Source organism: Aquamicrobium sp. YD-1-mutant5 (genome assembly GCF_059509755.1).
In genome coordinates, this window is the sequence record NZ_JCAKKP010000009.1 from 21,538 (window position 1) to 38,727 (window position 17,190).

The window sequence follows — 17,190 nt, forward strand, 5'->3', positions numbered from 1 at the left end:
TCTACATGGGTGTTGAGGTAAGCCGTCTGTCGAACGGCCTGACAGTCGCCACCGAAACCCTTCCAAGCATGGAATCCGTTGCTCTGGGGGTCTGGGTAAAGTCCGGAGCCCGCAACGAACGTGACGATGAGCACGGCATGGCTCACCTGCTTGAGCACATGGCGTTCAAGGGTACCGCCAGGCGTTCGGCGTTCGAGATTGCCTCCGAGATCGAGAATGTAGGCGGCGAGATCAATGCCGCCACAAGCGTCGAGACCACATCCTTCTACGCCCGCGTCCTGTCCGGCGACGTTCCGCTGGCGGTCGATCTTCTGGCCGACATTCTCCAGAACTCCACCTTCGATCCCGAAGAGCTGGAGCGCGAACAGAACGTCATCCTGCAGGAAATCGGCGCAGCCCACGACACGCCCGACGATGTGGTCTTCGATCATTTCACCGAAACCGCATTCCGCCACCAGACGCTTGGCCGCTCCATTCTCGGCACGCCGGAAACGGTCCTGTCGTTCAACTCCGCGCAACTCCACCGCTTCATGCAGCGCGAATATGGTGCCGACCGCATGGTCGTCGTCGCCGCCGGCGATGTGAAGCACGACGAGTTCGTGCGCGAGGTCGAAAAGCGGCTCGGTGGTTTCCGCCCGCATGCGCAGGGCGCGGTTTCGCAATATGCGCAATATGTCGGAGGCGATTTCCGCGAAGACCGCGACCTGATGGACGCTCAGGTGATCCTTGGCTTCGAGGGCCGCGCCTATCATGTGCGCGATTTCTACGCCTCGCAGGTTCTTTCCATGATCCTCGGCGGCGGCATGTCCTCGCGCCTGTTTCAGGAAGTGCGCGAAAAGCGTGGCCTGTGCTATTCGGTCTACGCTTTCCACTGGGGCTTTTCCGACACCGGCATTTTCGGCATCCATGCCGCCACGGGTCAGAACAATCTGTCCGAACTCGTTCCGGTCATCGCCACCGAGCTTCAGAAAGCCGGCGACCGCATTCTTCAGGAAGAGCTCGACCGGGCACGCGCGCAGTATCGCGCGGGGCTCATCATGTCGGCGGAAAGCCCTTCCAGCCGCGCATCGCAGATTGCCCGGCAGTTGCTTCTGTTCGGCCGGCCGATCCCCAAGGAAGAGCTGATGGAGCGCCTTTCTGCCCTCACTGTGGGGCGGCTGACCGATCTGTCCGGGCGCCTGTTCTCCACAAAACCGACGCTGGCAGCTGTCGGCCCGGTCGGTTCGCTGACGTCGTATGAATCAATCGCCAGCGCGCTTCCATCGTCCGCGTCGGTGCCGCATCGGCTGGCCGTGTAGAATTTTCCGCAGCCGTGTTCTCCCTTCCGTTCATCCGCCGCGAAACGCCGGAACTGGAAGGCGACAAGGTACGGCTGCGCATGCCGCAGGCAAGCGACTATCGCGAATGGGCAGAGCTTCGCGCCATCAGCCGCGCCTTCCTCGAACCGTGGGAACCGCGATGGATGCCGGACGAATTCGAGCGCTCCGCCTGGCGGCTGCGCATCAATCATTACCGGCGTGATTATGCGCAGGGTGCGGCCATGGCCTTCTTTATGTACGAGCGTGGCCACGGCCGGCTTGTCGGCGGCATAACGCTTGGCAACATACGTCACGGCGTCTCCAAAAGCGCGCAGATCGGCTACTGGATCGGCCAGCCCTATGCCGGCCAGGGGCTGATGACCGACGCGGTGAAGACGCTTTCACGCTTCGCATTTGGCGAGCTGACATTGCACCGGATCGAAGCAGCCTGTATTCCCGAAAACAGCCGCTCGATCCGCGTGCTTGAAAAAGCCGGATTCCGGCGCGAAGGACTGCTGAGGTCTTACCTGAGGATCAATGGCGTCTGGCAGGACCATTATTTGTATGCCCGGATCGCCGACGATCCGCCCGTTGCGTGAACGAAGGACTGATTTTGACGACATCCCTGAAAGCGAGGTCGCTGCTGGCCGCCCTTCTCGCCGCCATGGCCCTGTTTTTCCAGATGGCTGCGGCACACGCGGTCGAGCCGATCAAGATCGCCCGCGACGACGTGGCCCTCGACCTGTCGGGAGCCGTCGAGATCTACCGCAATCAGGGTGAGAATTTTCAGGTTTCCACAGCCCCCGGCCCTGATGGCATCGTGCGCCGCATCGAGGTCGAGGCAAACGACAACCGCTCCACCGGCGACTGGGCCGTCTTCGCGCTCGCCAACACGACCGAAGAGCAGATCGACAGGCTGATCGTCGCGCCGCATTTCAGGCTGGTGAATTCCGGATTGCTGTGGCCCGATCTCGGCTCCACCCGCATTGCCGCCATTACCCCCAGTGAAGGCTTTGCGCTCGACCGGCAGGCAAGCCCTGATGCCGATGTCTTCCGCGTCACGCTCAATCCCGGCGCGGTCGTCACCTTCGTGGCTGATCTCGCTTCGCCAAAACTGCCTCAGGTCTATCTGTGGGAGCCGGAAGCCTACAAGGACTCCATCAATTCCTATACGCTCTATCGGGGCATCGTCATCGGCATCGCCGGGCTTCTGGCCCTGTTTCTGACGATCCTGTTCGTGGTCAAGGGCACTTCCATGTTCCCGGCCACGGCAGCGCTTTCCTGGGCGGTTCTGGCCTATATCTGCGTCGATTTCGGCTTCCTTTCCAAGATCATAGAGATGTCACCCGGCAATGAGCAGATATGGCGGGCGGGAACGGAAATCGGCCTTGCCGCAACTTTCGTGGTGTTCCTGTTCACCTACCTCAACCTGAATCGCTGGCATGGCCATTTCAGCTATGGCGCGCTGGTGTGGATGCTGTGCCTGACCGTGATCGCTGGCATCGCCATCATCGACCCGCCGATCGCTGCCGGCATCGCGCGCTTCTCCTTCGCCGCCACGGCGATTGTCGGCCTTGGCCTGATCGTGTTCCTCGGTATACGCGGCTATGACCGGGCCATCATGCTGGTGCCGAGCTGGGTGATGGTGCTTTTGTGGCTGACGGGATCGTGGATGGCGGTCACCGGCCTGCTCGACAACGACATCGTCCAGCCGGCGCTGGGTGGCGGACTGATCCTCATCATCCTGCTGATCGGCTTTACCATCATGCAGCACGCTTTCGCTGGCGGGGCGCTCCATCAGGGCCTGTTCTCCGACATCGAAAGGCAGGCGCTTGCCGTTATGGGCGCCGGCGACACCGTCTGGGACTGGGACGTCCTGCGCGACCGCGTCGTCACCCGCCCCGACATCAGCGTACAGCTTGGCCTCGCCCCCAACAGCCTTGGCGGACCGGCCCGCAACTGGCTGCCGGTACTGCACGCCGACGACCGCGACACCTTCCGCACCACGCTCGACATCGTTCTGGAGCACAGGCGCGGGCGCGTCGCCCAGCAATTCCGCATGCGCGGCGCCGACGGCCACTATCACTGGTTCGCGTTGCGCGCGCGCCCGGTGATCGGATCGGACGGCGAAGTCATCCGCTGCGTCGGCACCATGATCGACGTCACCGAGCAGAAGAAGGCAGAAGAACGCCTGCTGCACGACGCCGTGCATGACAATCTCACCGGCCTGCCGAGCCGCGAGCTGTTCATGAACCGGCTGGAGGCGGTCATCTCCATCGCCCGCACCGAGGAAAAGGTGCGCCCGACCGTCTTCGTCATCGACATCGACCGCTTCAAGCAGGTCAATGACGGGCTCGGCATATCGGCCGGCGACACCATCCTGCTCACCATCGGGCGCCGCCTGCACCGCCTGCTCAAGCCGCAGGATTCGCTTGCCCGCTTCGCCGGCGACCAGTTCGCGCTGATGCTGCTTTCCGAGCAGGAGCCGGCGCGCATCGCCGCCATCGCCGATGCCATCAAGCACGCCATCAGCGCACCCATCACCTTCGCGAAGCGCGAGATCGTGCTGACCGCCTCCATTGGCCTGATCACATGGACCTCCGACCAGTCGTCGGCCGGCGACATGGTCAAGGACGCGGAGCTCGCGCTGCATCAGGCCAAGCGCTTCGGCGGCGACAGGATCGAGCCGTTCCGCCCCTCCTTCCGTACAGTCGGCACCGACAAGCTGCAATTCGAGTCCGACCTGCGCCGCGCCATCGAGCGCAAGGAACTGACGCTTGCCTACCAGCCGATCGTGCGGCTGGAGGACAACAGTATCGCCGGCTTCGAGGCGCTCATGCGCTGGGAGCATCCGCGCCGCGGCATGATCCCGCCGGCCGACTTCATTCCGATTGCGGAAAACTGCGGCCTGATCGTGCCGCTCGGCCTGTTCGCCATGCAGAAGGCGGCCGAGGACCTCGTTTCCTGGCAGAAGCAGATCGGCGATGTGCCGCTCTCCGTGTCCGTCAATCTCTCCAGCCGTCAGCTCATCCGCCGCGATCTGGTCAGCGATGTGCGCTCCATCATCGCACGCGCCAATCTGAAGGCACGCTGCTTCCGGCTGGAGCTCACCGAATCGCTGGTCATGGACAATCCCGAGCAGACGGCCCATGTCCTCAACAGGCTGAAGCAGCTCGGCATCGGCCTTTCGCTCGACGATTTCGGCACCGGCTATTCGTCGCTCGCCTATCTGACCCGCTTCCCCTTCGACACGATCAAGATCGACAAGAGCTTCGTCGACGACACCACGCCCAAGCGCACCATGCTTCTGAAATCCATGGTCAACATGGCGCATGAACTGGGACTGTCAGTGGTTGCCGAAGGCGTGTCGGATCAGAGCGACGCGCTGGAGTTGCGCCAGATCGGCTGCGAATATGTGCAGAGCTTCATGTTCGGTCCGCCCGTAGCGGCCGATCAGGTCATCCGCCTGCTCAAGGAGCAATATCCGCTGACGCAGGCCTGAGCCGAAAAGCGAAGCCAGTCAGGCGTGGCCGGCGTTGGGGCTCAGATGCGCGATGTCGATGCCGATCGCCGCAAGAATACGATCGTACTGGCTTTCGATGTCGGCATCAAAAAGCAGTTCCGGGGTTGCCGGGCAGGTCAGCCAGCCGTTCTGGGCGATCTCGGTTTCAAGTTGCCCCGAACTCCAGCCGGAATAGCCGAGCGCCATCAGCGCCCGCTGCGGGCCGCGCCCCTTGGAGATGGCGCGCAATATGTCGACCGTCGCCGTCAGGCAGATGTTGTCTGCAATGCTCAGCGAAGATTCCACCCGGTAGTCGCCCGAATGCAGCACGAAGCCACGGCTGCGGTCGACAGGGCCGCCGTTGCGGATGACCAGATCGCGCGCCGGCGGCGGCAGGCGGATTGCCTCCTGCTCTTCCATGATGCCAAGCTGCACAAGAAGGTCGGGAAAGAGTATTTGCTGGGTCTGGTTGATGATCAGTCCCATGGCGCCCTCTTCGCTGTGGGCGCAGACATAAATGACGGAGCGCGCGAACCTGTCGTCCTTCATGCCAGGCATGGCGATGAGGAACTGATCCTCGAGGAAACCGCCGCGCCCCGAATTCGCGTTCTTGCCGGACAGAATATCCATGGCCTGAAAGTTAGCGTGTTTCGGCGACAGTTGAAAGATGGACTTGTATGGTCCAACCGATCTGAAAATCAGCGCCCCGAAAAGGCTCACGCAAAAATGATGCCCGCGGCATGGCGAAAAAGCTTGCAGGCATACCAGCTGGATATCAAATCAAAGACCATGCGCATCACGTCCGCCATTGCTGCCGCGTCTCTTGCCGCTTTCGTCGTTCCCCTGCCCGCATATGCGGGCTCTTCCGGCTGGCACGACAGCGAAGGCGGCCGCATCCGGCTGGTCACCGCCGGCCAGCCGGATGCATCCGGGCAATTGAACGGCGTGTTGCAGATCGATCTGAAACCCGGCTGGAAAACCTACTGGCGCGATCCCGGCGACAGCGGCGTGCCCCCACAGATCACGGTCGATGGCGAGCAGATCCGGGAAGCAAAAATGGCCTTCCCCGCCCCGGTTCGTCACGATGACGGCTATTCGGAATGGGCGGGCTACGACCGCTCCGTGCTGCTTCCCGTCAGCTTTACCCTTGCCGACAGGGCGTTGCCGGCGGGCGGCATTGCGGCAACGGTTCTCGTTGGAATCTGCGAGAAGATCTGCGTTCCGGTCCATGCCGATCTGGTTGTCGAGGCCGCAAATCCGACCCATACGGTGATCGAGGAAGCATTGGTGCGCAATGCACAGGCGGCCCTGCCCGGCCCTGCCACGCCCGCTTTCGGCGCCAGCCTTGCCGGCTCGCACGGCACCGCAATGACGGTGACGGCATCGCTGCCCCAAGCCGCGCAATCGGCCGAGCTTTTCGTGGCCGGCGAAGACGGCTATGCCTTCGGCACGCCGGTCGCGAAAGCCGGTGACGGCAAGTTTAAGTTTGAAGTGCCCGTGCTTTCCCGCCCCGCAGAAAAGCCGTCCGGAGAAGGCGTGCCCTACACGCTGACTTCCTCTGCGGGAGCCGTTTCGGGCTTCCTGCCCTACCCTTAGGCGCAGCGTCATTGCGGCGGCCGGCATAGTCCGCTATCGATTTCACTCCCCTGTTCATGATGAGGAATTGCAATGACGATCTCCGTTGGCGACAAGCTGCCTGAAGCCACCCTCAAGACGATGACCGCCGACGGCGTGAAGGAACTGACCACCGCCGATATTTTCGCGGGCAAGAAGGTCGTGCTGTTCGGCGTTCCGGGCGCCTTCACGCCCACCTGCAACAACAATCATCTGCCCGGCTATCTGGAAAACAACGACGCCATCCGCGCCCGCGGCGTGGACACCGTCGCCGTGGTCGCCGTCAACGATCCCTTCGTCATGGGCGCGTGGGAAAAGTTCACCGGCGGCGAAGGCAAGATCACCTATCTGGCAGACGGCAGCGGCCATTTCGCCAAGGCACTCGGCCTCGACATCGACCTCAGCGGTGCCGGCCTCGGCCTGCGCTCGAAGCGCTTTTCCATGATCGTCGACGATTGCAAGGTGACGGCGCTCAACGTCGAGCCGGTTCCGAGCCAGGCCGACGAAACGGCGGCTGCGAAAATTCTCGAACAGCTTTGATTTTTGCGCTGCAAGCGTGCCCGGGGTTTCCCGAAGCGGCTTTCAGTAACTTTGCGAAGACCGGCGCGCTTTGACGGGCGCCGGTTTTTTCGTGTCCGAAGCGGAAGGTCGTGCAGTTCCCTTCTTGAACGGCGCCATGCCCTCGCGGGCCAGTTCATCGGCGCGCTCGTTCTCGGGATGGCCGGCATGACCCTTGACCCAGTGCCACGTCACCTTGTGGCGCCGCCGCGCTTCGTCCAGCGCCTGCCACAGCTCGACATTCTTGACCGGCTTGTTGTCGGCAGTCTTCCAGCCGCGGCGTTTCCAGTTTTCCATCCAGCTGGAAATGCCGTCCTTCACATAGCTGGAATCGGTATGGAGATCGACTTCGCACGGCTCCTTCAGCGCGTTCAGCGCCGAGATGGCGGCCATCAGTTCCATGCGGTTGTTGGTAGTCTGGGCCTCGCCGCCGCACAGTTCGCGCGTGACGCCGTTGAAGCGCAGGATCGCGCCCCAGCCCCCCGGCCCCGGATTGCCGGAGCAGGCGCCGTCGGTGAAGATTTCAATGCACTTCATGACAGTCCGTATTCCTGCGGCGAGACGATGGCGCGGTGAAAGCGCATCTTGCGGATATATTCGGCCGGGTCGCGCTTGACGACGAGATCGCCTTCCGGCCCATGCAGCCAGTCGTAGAGCCGCGTCAGCATGAAGCGCAGCGCCGATCCACGCGCCAGCATCGGCAGGGCCTGCTTCTCGGCAGCGCTCAGGGGTCGCACGCTCTCATATCCGGCAAGCAAGGCTGTGCCCTTGGTGAGGTTGTAGGAACAATCCTTCTCGAAGCACCATGCATTGAGGCAGGTGGCAAGATCATAGGCCAGCAGGTCGTTGCAGGCGAAATAGAAGTCGATGAGCCCCGAAAGCTCGTTGCCGAGGAAGAACACATTGTCGGGAAACAGGTCCGCATGAATGATGCCGGTGGGCAGATCGGCCGGCCATTCGCGGCCGAACGTCTCGAAATCGGCATCGACCTCGGCGGCAAGACCGGGCTCGACCTCATCGGCGCGCTCGCGCGAGGCCGCCCAAAGCTCGCGCCAGCCGTCGGGACCCAGCGCATTCGCGCGGGATAGGTCGAAATCGGCGCCGGCCAGATGCATCGACGCCAGCGCCTTTCCGACCTCGCGGCAATGCGCGGCAGTGGGGCGGCGCGGCCACATGCCTTCCAGGAAAGTGATGATGGCGGCCGAGCGGCCGGCAAGCGTGCCGATCATCTCGCCATCGGCGCGGCGAACGGGAAGCGGGCAGGAAAGGCCCTTTGCCGCCAGATGATCCATCAGCCCGAGAAAGAACGGCAGATCGTGCGTCGCCACCCGCTTTTCATAGAGAGTCAGGATGAAGGAGCCGCCGGTGGTGTGAAGCAGGAAGTTCGAATTCTCCGTGCCTTCGGCAATGCCCTTGTAGGAGAGCAGCTCTCCGACCGGATAATCGCGCAGGAACGCGCCCAGTTCACCTTCGGTGACATCGGTGTAGACGGCCATGCGTGCCTGCTATCGTTCGCCGTTGACGAAGGCCATGTCGGCCTTGGTGAGTTCCACATCGCGCAAAACGCGCATGACCGGAAAATCCTCGGTCTCCGTGGCAGTGATGGCAAGATCCACCGTCACTTCGAAGCGGGCCCTGAAGGCATCGATGATCTCATCGACGATGATCTCGGGTGCCGACGCGCCGGCAGACAGACCAAGCGTTTTGATATCGCCGACGTCGTTCCACGGAATCTCGCTGGCGCGCTGGACCAGAAGCGACATGCGCGCGCCGGCCCGTTCCGCAACCTCGACGAGACGGCGCGAGTTCGACGAATTCGGCGCGCCAACCACCAGATAGAGATCGACGCCCGGAGCCGTTTCCTTCACCGCCTCCTGACGATTGGTGGTGGCATAGCAGATGGATTCCGCAGCCGGCGCCTGCATGGCCGGAAACCGTTCCTGCAAGGCTTCGAGAATATGGGCGGTGTCCTCGACGGACAGGGTCGTCTGCGTCACGAAGCCGAGGGCTTCCGGATCATGCGGCACGAAGCGGCGCACATCCTCATCCGTCTCGATCAGGGTGACCGCACCCTCCGGCAACTGCCCCATCGTGCCGATGACCTCGGGATGCCCCGCATGGCCGATCAGCAGCACATGACGGCCATGGCGATAATGCCGGATCGCCTGCTTGTGGACCTTGGAGACCAGTGGGCAGGTCGCGTCCAGATAGAACAGATTGCGCTCGGTGGCGTCGGCCGGAACGGACTTCGGAACGCCATGGGCGGAGAACACCACCGGGCTCTGATTGTGCTCCGGCGGAATCTCGTCCAGTTCCTCGATGAAGACGGCGCCGAGGTTCTGAAGGCCCTCGACCACATAGCGGTTGTGGACGATCTCGTGGCGCACATAAACCGGCGCGCCATATTTTTTGATCGCCAGAACGACGATCTGGATCGCGCGATCCACACCCGCGCAGAAGCCGCGCGGCTGGCACAGCCGCAGCGTCAGCGGCGGCTTGGTCGTCTCAGGTGCGGCATCAGCCGGTAAGGTTTGCAGCATCTTGTCCTTCGCGTGTCAGCCCGACATGGGATGAGCACCCCTGTCCTGTCAAGGGTCAGCGGGCCGCACCCCGACGCTCAGCGCTTCGTTCTGCGCCTGCGTCCCGCAAAAGAGAACAGCATTACGCCGGCCAGCGCCGCGGCAAGCCCGTACCAGGTCACGGCATATTGAAGGTGATTGTTGGGCAGGGAAATGATGGTCACGCCCCCGGCCGGCCAGTCGCCTGGGTTCGGTGACGAATCGGCATCAAGAAAGAACGGCAGCAGGGCATAGCCGTCAGGCAGGCCCGCCGATGCGGCCATGACGTCACGGTCCTTCCAGTAGAAGATGTTCTTTGCCAGATCATTGTCCGGCACCATGCTGGACGGCTTTTCGGAAAGCGGGTTGCGGGCAAGCCCCCTGACCGTGACCACGCCGTCGACCTGCCCGGCCGACCGGGAAGAGGCTTCCTTCAGCCAATAGGGGACGAACCCCCTGTTGACGAGCAGGAAACGGCCGTCCCCGAGCTTCAGCGGCGTGTAGACGTAAAAACCCGACTGGCCCTTCCATGTCGCCAGAAAATGCCGCTCGCCTTCATGCACGAAGCTGCCGGTGGCGGTTATCGGCACATAGTCCACATCGGAGGTTTCGGCGAAAAGACGCTCCGCTTCCGCAAGGGCCAGAGGCTCGGCATGCATGCGGTGGTCGATGGTGGCGAGCAGATCCTCCTTCCAGTAGAGGCGCTGCATCTGCCATGTTCCAAGCGACAGAAGAATGGCAATGGCAATGGCCCCCAGCACGGCGGCGAGCCACAGGCGCCTGGCGGACAATGGCTTTGTCCCCGTCTCCATGTCTGAAGTCATTCGCCGTTGTCCAGCCGGCCCTGAAAAGCCTTGTTACGGTATTGCAGCGTCAGCAGAATGCCCTTGATGACGCGCAGGGAGCCGAGACTGAGGATCAGCGCAAGCGGTATCCACAAGACCAGATGCACCCACAGTGCAGGGCCGTAGTTGACCTCCATCCACAGCGCCAGTCCAAGCACCACGAAGCCGATGATGAGGATGACGAAGACGGCCGGACCGTCTCCCGCATCCGCATAGGAATAGTCGAGAGCGCAATTCGTGCATTCCGTGCCCACGGCCAGAAAGCCGGAAAACAGCTTACCCTCGCCGCAGCGCGGGCAGCGGCCGGCAACGCCGGCGCGCACCGGATCGACCGGGGCCCACAGTGCCTGATCTCTAGCGGCGGGATTCTCATTCTGTGTCATCGGCCTACCTTACAGCATGTGGCCCGAAAGTGGGAACCGTTTCGGGACCACGACATGCGTGAAAACAAGAACTTAAAGCGCAGGTAGCATTTCTGAAAATCCCGGCACGGCTCAAAGCATTTCACCGGCGCATGCCATCGACGTCCTGCATCTGCCCGCCAGCCATGCAGGCAGCTTTATTGTGAGCCAGCCCGTGCTCGTCTTCCAAAAAGAGACAGGGCGGCCACGTTGCCGCGGCCGCCCTGAAATTCATTGCATTCACCTGGCCTCAATGCACGGCGATGTCGGCACCGACCGAAGCCCAGACATAGATCGTGGCATAGAGGAACAGCCACACCACGTCCACGAAGTGCCAGTACCATGCAGCCGCCTCAAGACCGAAATGCTGCTTGGGCGTGAAGTCGCCACGAATGGCGCGGATCAAGCAGATGGTCAGGAAGATCGTTCCGACAAAAACGTGGAAGCCATGGAACCCGGTCGCCATGAAGAAAGTGGCGCCGTAGATGGAGTCCTTGAAGTTGAACGGAGCGTGCACATACTCGTAGGCCTGCACGAAGCTGAACAGGACGCCGAGAGCAACAGTGATCGCCAGACCATTGATCAGCCCCTTGCGGTCGTTGTGCAGCATGGCGTGGTGAGCCCACGTCAGCGTCGTACCCGACAGAAGCAGGATGATCGTGTTGTAGAGCGGCAGATAGAAGGGGTCGAGAACCTCGATGCCCTTCGGCGGCCAGATACCGCCGGTATATTCGTTGCGGGCATATTGCGCCACTTCGCCGGGGAAAAGGCTGGCATCGAAGAATACCCAGAACCATGCGACGAAGAACATCACCTCGGAGGCGATGAACATGATCATGCCGTACCGCAGATGAAGGGAGACGACGCGGGTATGGTGGCCCTCATGGGCCTCCTTAACCGTGTCCGACCACCAGCCATACATGGTGTAGAGAACGATCAGCACGCCGATCCAGAACAGCCACGGCGAAGCCATGTTGATGCCGAAGACGGGGAACTCGTTGCCCTTCAGATACTGCATCCAGAAGACGCCGCCGATGCACATGACCAGTGCGCCGAGCGAACCGAGAACCGGCCACGGGCTCGGATCGAGGATATGATAATCATGTTGTTTTGCGTGCGCTTCAGCCATATCAGCCCCCGACATCTGCTTCGGTGTTCGTAGTTGTTACAGTGCTCCGATCGATCGAACCGGTTGTCGCCGGTGCCTCCTTGTCGATCGGGAACATGGTGTAGGACAAGGTAATGGTCTTCACATTCTTGAGCTCCGGCACATCCACGATGTCCGGATCGACGAAGAAGATCACCGGCATGTCCATCGTCTCGCCAGCGGCAAGCGTGGTGTCGGTGAAGCAGAAGCATTCCACCTTGTTGAAATAGGCGCCTGCCGTCTCAGGCGTCACGTTGAAGGTGGCGCGTCCGCCCGTCGGCCGGGCCGCCATGTTGGTGGCGGTATAATGGGCCTGCGCCGTTTCACCGATCTTGACCGTGATAGAGCGGTCGACAGGCGCGAACTTCCACGGAACGCCGCCGGCCGTATTGGCATCGAAGCGGATCGTGATGTCACGATCGAGCACCCGGTCGGAATACTGGGTCACGCGCTGCGTGGTTCCGCCATATCCGGTGACCTGACAAAACAGCGTGTAGAGCGGAACGGCCGCATAAGCCATGCCGACCATGCCGCAAAAGAAGGCGACGCAGAGCGCAGCAACCTTGCGGTTGCTCTTCTGCCTGGCCTCATCCGTGGCTGGGGTATTGCTCATCCTTCGTCTCACATAGGCCGGTTCAGGACCGCCGGGCCAAACTTCGCCAGCGTCGCAACATAGAATATGATGACGAGTGCCACCAAGGCCAGCCCGATGGCGACGGATCGCAAACGCCGGGCCTTCTTCTGCTGTTCGGTCAGATCGACGGTTTCAAGCTTATCCATGGTGCTCATGCTCCCATGCCGCCAAGCCAGACGACAAAGCGGTCGCCCATATAGGCAGCGAAGATGACAAACAGATAGACCAGCGAGAAACCAAACAGCTTCTTGGCCGGAACCATGGTCTTGTCATCATCCGACATGCCCAGAACTTTCCAGGAATACCATACGAAGCCCGCGCCCAGCACCAGCGATATGACGCCATAGAACAGGGTCGTGTAGCCAAGCAGCCACGGTGCGACGCCGACAGGCGCCAGCAACAGGGCATAGGCGAATATCTGGCGGCGGGTCGAAGCCGGGCCGGCAACATTCGGCATCATCGGGATGCCGGCGCGCTCGTAATCACCCGACTTGAAGAGCGCCAGCGCCCAGAAATGCGGCGGCGTCCACAGGAAGATGATCAGAAACAGGATAACGCTTTCCAGGCTGATATTTCCAGTGGCGGCTGCCCAGCCGATCATGGGCGGGAAGGAGCCGGCGGCACCGCCGATGACGATGTTCTGCGGCGTCCAGCGCTTCAGCCACATCGTGTAGATGACGGCATAGAAGAAAATGGTGAAGGCCAGCAGCGAAGCCGAGAGCCAGTTGACGAGGACGCCAAGCGTCATCACCGACAGAACCGACAGCACCAGACCGAAGCCCAGCGCTTCGCCGGGCGTGACGCGGCCCGCCGGAACCGGCCGCTTGGCCGTGCGGCTCATCACCTTGTCGATGTCGGCATCGTACCACATGTTGAGCGCGCCGGACGCGCCCGCGCCAATGGCTATAGCCAGAATGGCGATGAGGGCGAGAAGCGGGTTCATCGTCCCCGGTGCGGCGACAAGCCCCACCACAGCCGTAAACACCACCAGCGACATAACGCGCGGCTTCAAGAGCGCGATATAGTCGCCCGGCGTCGCTTCCGACATGCGCAGCGGCGCTTCATCAATGCATCTGTCGTCAATCAGGGCCATGCGTACTCAAACGTCCGATCATTCCGTGTGGCCAAACCGCCGGCCGGGGCCGGCGGTTCGCATCAAAGTCCGTATCAGCGGATACGGGGCAACTGTTCCCACTGGTGGTAAGGCGGCGGCGACGGCAGCTGCCATTCCAGCGTCGTGGCGCCCTCGCCCCACGGATTGGCACCGGCCACGCGCTTCCTCTGGAAGGCATCGAAGATACCGTAGAGGAAAATCAGCACACCGATACCGGCGATGTAGGAGCCGTAGGAGGAAACCATGTTCCAGCCGGCATAAGCATCGGGGTAGTCGATGTAGCGGCGCGGCATGCCGGCCAGTCCGAGGAAATGCTGCGGGAAGAACACGATGTTCACGCCCACGAAGGTGACCCAGAAGTGGGTGTTGGCGATCGTCTCGGAGTACATGTACCCCGTCATCTTCGGGAACCAGTAGTACCAGGCAGCGAAGATGGCAAACACGGCACCCAGCGACAGCACGTAATGGAAGTGCGCCACCACGTAGTAGGTGTCGTGATACATGCGGTCGAGACCGGCATTTGCCAGCTGCACACCGGTGACGCCGCCAACGGTGAACAGGAAGATGAAGCCGATCGCCCACAGCATCGGCGTGCGGAAGGTGATCGAGCCACCCCACATCGTCGCGATCCACGAGAAGATCTTGATGCCGGTCGGAACCGCGATCACCATCGTGGCGAAGGTGAAGTAGCGCTGGGCATTCAGCGAGATGCCCGAGGTGAACATGTGGTGCGCCCACACGACGAAGCCGACGGCACCGATCGCGACCATGGCGTAGGCCATGCCGAGATAACCGAACACCGGCTTGCGCGAGAAGGTCGACACGATGTGGCTGACGATGCCGAAGCCCGGCAGGATCAGAATGTACACTTCCGGATGCCCGAAGAACCAGAACAGATGCTGGAACAGGATCGGGTCACCGCCACCTTCAGGCGAGAAGAAGGCCGTGTCGAAGTTGCGGTCGGTCAGCAGCATGGTGATGCCGCCGGCCAGAACCGGGAGCGACAGCAGCAGCAGGAACGCCGTGATCAGCACCGACCACGCAAACAGCGGCATCTTGTGCATGGTCATGCCAGGTGCGCGCATGTTGAAGATGGTGGTGATGAAGTTGATGGCTCCGAGGATCGACGACACACCGGCGATGTGAACCGACAGGATGGCGAAATCCATGGCCGGGCCCGGCTGACCGGACGTCGAGAACGGCGGATACATGGTCCAGCCGCCGCCGATGCCGTGAGCACCCGGTGCGCTCGGCACAAAGAACGAGATCAGCAGCAGGATGAGTGCCGGAGGCAGAAGCCAGAAGGAGATGTTGTTCATGCGCGGGAACGCCATATCCGGCGCACCGATCATGATCGGGATCATCCAGTTGGCGAAACCGCCGATCAGGGCAGGCATGACCATGAAGAAGATCATGATCAGGGCATGCATGGTGGTGAACACATTGAACATGTGCTTGCCGGCATCAAGAGCCGCATCACCCTCGACCCCATAAACCATGGACGCAAGACCATGGAAAATCTGGATACCCGGCTCCGCCAGCTCCCAGCGCATCATGATCGACATGACGCCGCCGAGAATGCCCGACATGATCGCGAAGATCAGGTAGAGGGTTCCGATGTCTTTGTGATTGGTCGAGTAGACCCAGCGAACCCAGCCACGCGGCGCGTGGTGATCGTCATGTGTTGCAGCTTCTGCCATTTCCGGCTCCGTTACCTTGTATACCTGGGTTGCGGGCTCAATTCGCGGCGGCCAGCTTGCTGGCAGCCTCAATCTGCGCGGTCAGCGCTTTGTTCGCGGCGGGCAGATCGCTCTTGGCGGCCGCCAGCCAGCTTTCATACTGGTCCGGAGAAACGACACGGACGGCGATCGGCATGAAGGCGTGATCCTTGCCGCAAAGCTCGGAACACTGGCCGTAGTAGAAGCCTTCCTTCTCGACCTTGAACCAGACCTCGCTCAGACGGCCGGGCACAGCATCGCTCTTCACGCCGAATGACGGCACAGCGAAGGCGTGGATGACGTCGGAGGCGGTGACAAGCACGCGAACCACGGTATTGGACGGCACCACCATCTCGTTATCGACAGCGAGCAGGCGCGGATAGACCGACTTGTCTTCCTTGCCGGCAGCAGCCCGATCCCCCTCGTGTAACATGGCCGAGTTGAATGAAGGCCCTTCGTTGTCCTGATACTCGTAGTCCCAGTTCCACTGGTTGGCCGTCGCCTTGATGGTAAGCTTGGCTTCTTCCGGTGGAGAGTACTGGTTGGTCAGAAGCTGAAAGGAAGGAACGGCCAGCATCAGCAGCAGCACGACCGGACCGACGGTCCAGATCACCTCGATGGCGGTGTTGTGGCTGGTGCGTGACGGCACCGGGTTCCTGCTGGCGCGGAACTTCAGGATGCAATAGGCGAGCAGCACGAGAACGAGAAGCGTGACCGGTATGATGAAGGCCAGCGTGTAACCCTCGAACCATGTGATCTGGTGCATGATGTCGGTCGCGGCTGGCTGGAACCTGTATTCCCAGTCTACCGGCTGCGCCGCCCAGGCGGACGCTGCGGAAAGCAGTGCGGCGGCAGCACACAATCCCCCTGCAATGGATCTTTTCATCGCCCTATTCTTCTCCCTTGCTCGCGCATGTGCCGCGAGAATAATCCAATTGATGCCGGAACGGGAATCCCGGACAGTCGATGCTGGTTCAAACCATACTCTGTTTCCCTCCGCAAGGAAGGACCCGGCTCATCCATGCGGCATTTTTGCGCGCGTCACAAAAGCCGCGACCCTGCCATGAAACGGGCAATTATTGCTGAAAGCCGCCACGACGCGCAAAATAGAAGTGAAAAACCGTATTATTGCCGCAGTCGGAGGCGATTGGGCGCGTTCGCATCCTTCCGCTTGGCCCATGTGCGGCTTAAAGTGAGGCGATTCGCAGTGGAGCCGTCATGAAGTCTTGGGTTTCGGGAACCTTGGCGAAGGTCACCCTTCTCGCCGCCTCTCTGGGGGCGATATCCGCATCGGGCACAGCCCTGGCGCAGCAAAGCGGCAGCGTGCGTTCCACGCATGGCGCATGGTCCGTGATCTGCGACACGCCAGCGGGTGCCACGACCGAGCAGTGCGTGATGATGCAGAACGTCGTTGCCGAGGACAGGCCGGAGATGGGTCTTTCCGTGGTGGTGCTGCGCACCGCCGACAACAAGGCCGAGATTCTGCGCGTGCTGGCGCCTCTGGGCGTTCTGCTGCCAAACGGCCTGGGCCTCAATGTCGATGGCAAGGATATTGGCCGGGCCTATTTCGTGCGTTGCTTCCAGGATGGTTGCTACGCTGAGGTGATTCTGGAAAAGCAGTTGCTCGATACGCTGAAAGCAGGCATGGCGGCCACCTTCATCATCTTCCAGACGCCGGAAGAGGGCATCGGCATTCCCGTCGACCTCAAGGGCTTCGCGGACGGCTTCGCCGCCCTGCCCTGACGAGCCCGCGTCAGCTTCGCATTGCCGAACGGGTCGTGTACGCCTACATGGCGTGCAG

The 17,190-nt window shown here is 61.7% G+C and carries 18 protein-coding genes; 6 read left to right on the forward strand and 12 right to left on the reverse strand.

The annotated features are described in order from the left end of the window. Positions 1-5 precede the first annotated feature (5 nt). The 3 genes from AC5XE7_RS13440 to AC5XE7_RS13450 all read left to right on the forward strand — a co-directional run bounded on the left by AC5XE7_RS13440 (position 6) and on the right by AC5XE7_RS13450 (position 4,800). On the forward strand, positions 6-1,298 hold the full coding sequence (locus AC5XE7_RS13440; RefSeq protein WP_239800869.1) for a M16 family metallopeptidase: 1,293 nt from the start codon (positions 6-8) through the stop codon (positions 1,296-1,298). A gap of 14 nt (positions 1,299-1,312) precedes the next feature. Continuing rightward, positions 1,313-1,897 (forward strand): GNAT family N-acetyltransferase, encoded by a 585-nt coding sequence (locus AC5XE7_RS13445; protein ID WP_183828258.1) that lies wholly within the window; start codon positions 1,313-1,315, stop codon positions 1,895-1,897. Between the two features lie 65 nt (positions 1,898-1,962). Continuing rightward, positions 1,963-4,800, forward strand: coding sequence for an EAL domain-containing protein (locus AC5XE7_RS13450; protein WP_495366494.1), 2,838 nt, complete (start codon positions 1,963-1,965; stop codon positions 4,798-4,800). 18 nt (positions 4,801-4,818) lie between these two features. On the opposite strand, the gene AC5XE7_RS13455 is transcribed toward AC5XE7_RS13450, so the two are convergent. Next, on the reverse strand, positions 4,819-5,430 hold the full coding sequence (locus AC5XE7_RS13455) for a YqgE/AlgH family protein (protein WP_183828255.1): 612 nt from the start codon (positions 5,428-5,430) through the stop codon (positions 4,819-4,821). Between the two features lie 159 nt (positions 5,431-5,589). Here AC5XE7_RS13455 and AC5XE7_RS13460 point away from each other — a divergent pair, with 159 nt between their 5' ends. Both AC5XE7_RS13460 and AC5XE7_RS13465 read left to right on the forward strand, forming a co-directional pair. Next, the gene (locus tag AC5XE7_RS13460; RefSeq protein WP_495366428.1) at positions 5,590-6,396 is read left to right on the forward strand and encodes a protein-disulfide reductase DsbD domain-containing protein; all 807 of its coding nucleotides are present in this window, start codon (positions 5,590-5,592) and stop codon (positions 6,394-6,396) included. A 72-nt stretch (positions 6,397-6,468) separates the two neighbouring features. Next, a complete protein-coding gene (locus AC5XE7_RS13465) occupies positions 6,469-6,954 on the forward strand; it encodes a peroxiredoxin (RefSeq protein ID WP_495366429.1) in 486 nt (161 codons plus the stop codon). A gap of 42 nt (positions 6,955-6,996) precedes the next feature. Here AC5XE7_RS13465 and rnhA read toward each other — a convergent pair whose 3' ends face one another. From rnhA to coxB, 11 genes are all read right to left on the reverse strand, one after another. Then, positions 6,997-7,509, reverse strand: coding sequence for a ribonuclease HI (gene rnhA, locus AC5XE7_RS13470; RefSeq protein ID WP_495366430.1), 513 nt, complete (start codon positions 7,507-7,509; stop codon positions 6,997-6,999). Beyond that, on the reverse strand, positions 7,506-8,468 hold the full coding sequence (locus AC5XE7_RS13475) for a homoserine kinase (RefSeq protein ID WP_495366431.1): 963 nt from the start codon (positions 8,466-8,468) through the stop codon (positions 7,506-7,508). The genes rnhA and AC5XE7_RS13475 overlap by 4 nt, the downstream gene beginning before the upstream one ends. A 9-nt stretch (positions 8,469-8,477) precedes the next feature. Further along, on the reverse strand, positions 8,478-9,512 hold the full coding sequence (ispH, locus tag AC5XE7_RS13480) for a 4-hydroxy-3-methylbut-2-enyl diphosphate reductase (RefSeq protein WP_495366432.1): 1,035 nt from the start codon (positions 9,510-9,512) through the stop codon (positions 8,478-8,480). 77 nt (positions 9,513-9,589) lie between these two features. Next, on the reverse strand, positions 9,590-10,342 hold the full coding sequence (locus AC5XE7_RS13485) for an SURF1 family protein (RefSeq protein ID WP_495366495.1): 753 nt from the start codon (positions 10,340-10,342) through the stop codon (positions 9,590-9,592). An 8-nt stretch (positions 10,343-10,350) separates the two neighbouring features. Beyond that, a complete protein-coding gene (locus AC5XE7_RS13490) occupies positions 10,351-10,758 on the reverse strand; it encodes a DUF983 domain-containing protein (RefSeq protein WP_495366433.1) in 408 nt (135 codons plus the stop codon). A 268-nt stretch (positions 10,759-11,026) separates the two neighbouring features. Next, a complete protein-coding gene (locus tag AC5XE7_RS13495; RefSeq protein ID WP_495366434.1) occupies positions 11,027-11,905 on the reverse strand; it encodes a cytochrome c oxidase subunit 3 in 879 nt (292 codons plus the stop codon). 1 nt (position 11,906) lies between these two features. Beyond that, entirely contained in the window at positions 11,907-12,536 is a 630-nt protein-coding gene (locus AC5XE7_RS13500) for a cytochrome c oxidase assembly protein (protein WP_183828232.1), read from the reverse strand. A gap of 8 nt (positions 12,537-12,544) precedes the next feature. Then, positions 12,545-12,703, reverse strand: a complete 159-nt coding sequence (locus tag AC5XE7_RS13505) for a cytochrome c oxidase system small membrane protein (protein WP_183831611.1) — start codon at positions 12,701-12,703, stop codon at positions 12,545-12,547. 5 nt (positions 12,704-12,708) lie between these two features. After that, positions 12,709-13,650, reverse strand: coding sequence for a heme o synthase (locus AC5XE7_RS13510; protein WP_495366435.1), 942 nt, complete (start codon positions 13,648-13,650; stop codon positions 12,709-12,711). 74 nt (positions 13,651-13,724) lie between these two features. Then, positions 13,725-15,371, reverse strand: coding sequence for a cytochrome c oxidase subunit I (gene ctaD / locus AC5XE7_RS13515; RefSeq protein WP_183828226.1), 1,647 nt, complete (start codon positions 15,369-15,371; stop codon positions 13,725-13,727). A 37-nt stretch (positions 15,372-15,408) separates the two neighbouring features. Next, a complete protein-coding gene (coxB, locus tag AC5XE7_RS13520) occupies positions 15,409-16,275 on the reverse strand; it encodes a cytochrome c oxidase subunit II (protein ID WP_183828224.1) in 867 nt (288 codons plus the stop codon). A gap of 332 nt (positions 16,276-16,607) precedes the next feature. Between coxB and AC5XE7_RS13525 the strand changes: the two genes are divergently transcribed. Beyond that, positions 16,608-17,132, forward strand: a complete 525-nt coding sequence (locus AC5XE7_RS13525; RefSeq protein ID WP_183828221.1) for an invasion associated locus B family protein — start codon at positions 16,608-16,610, stop codon at positions 17,130-17,132. Positions 17,133-17,190 lie beyond the last annotated feature (58 nt).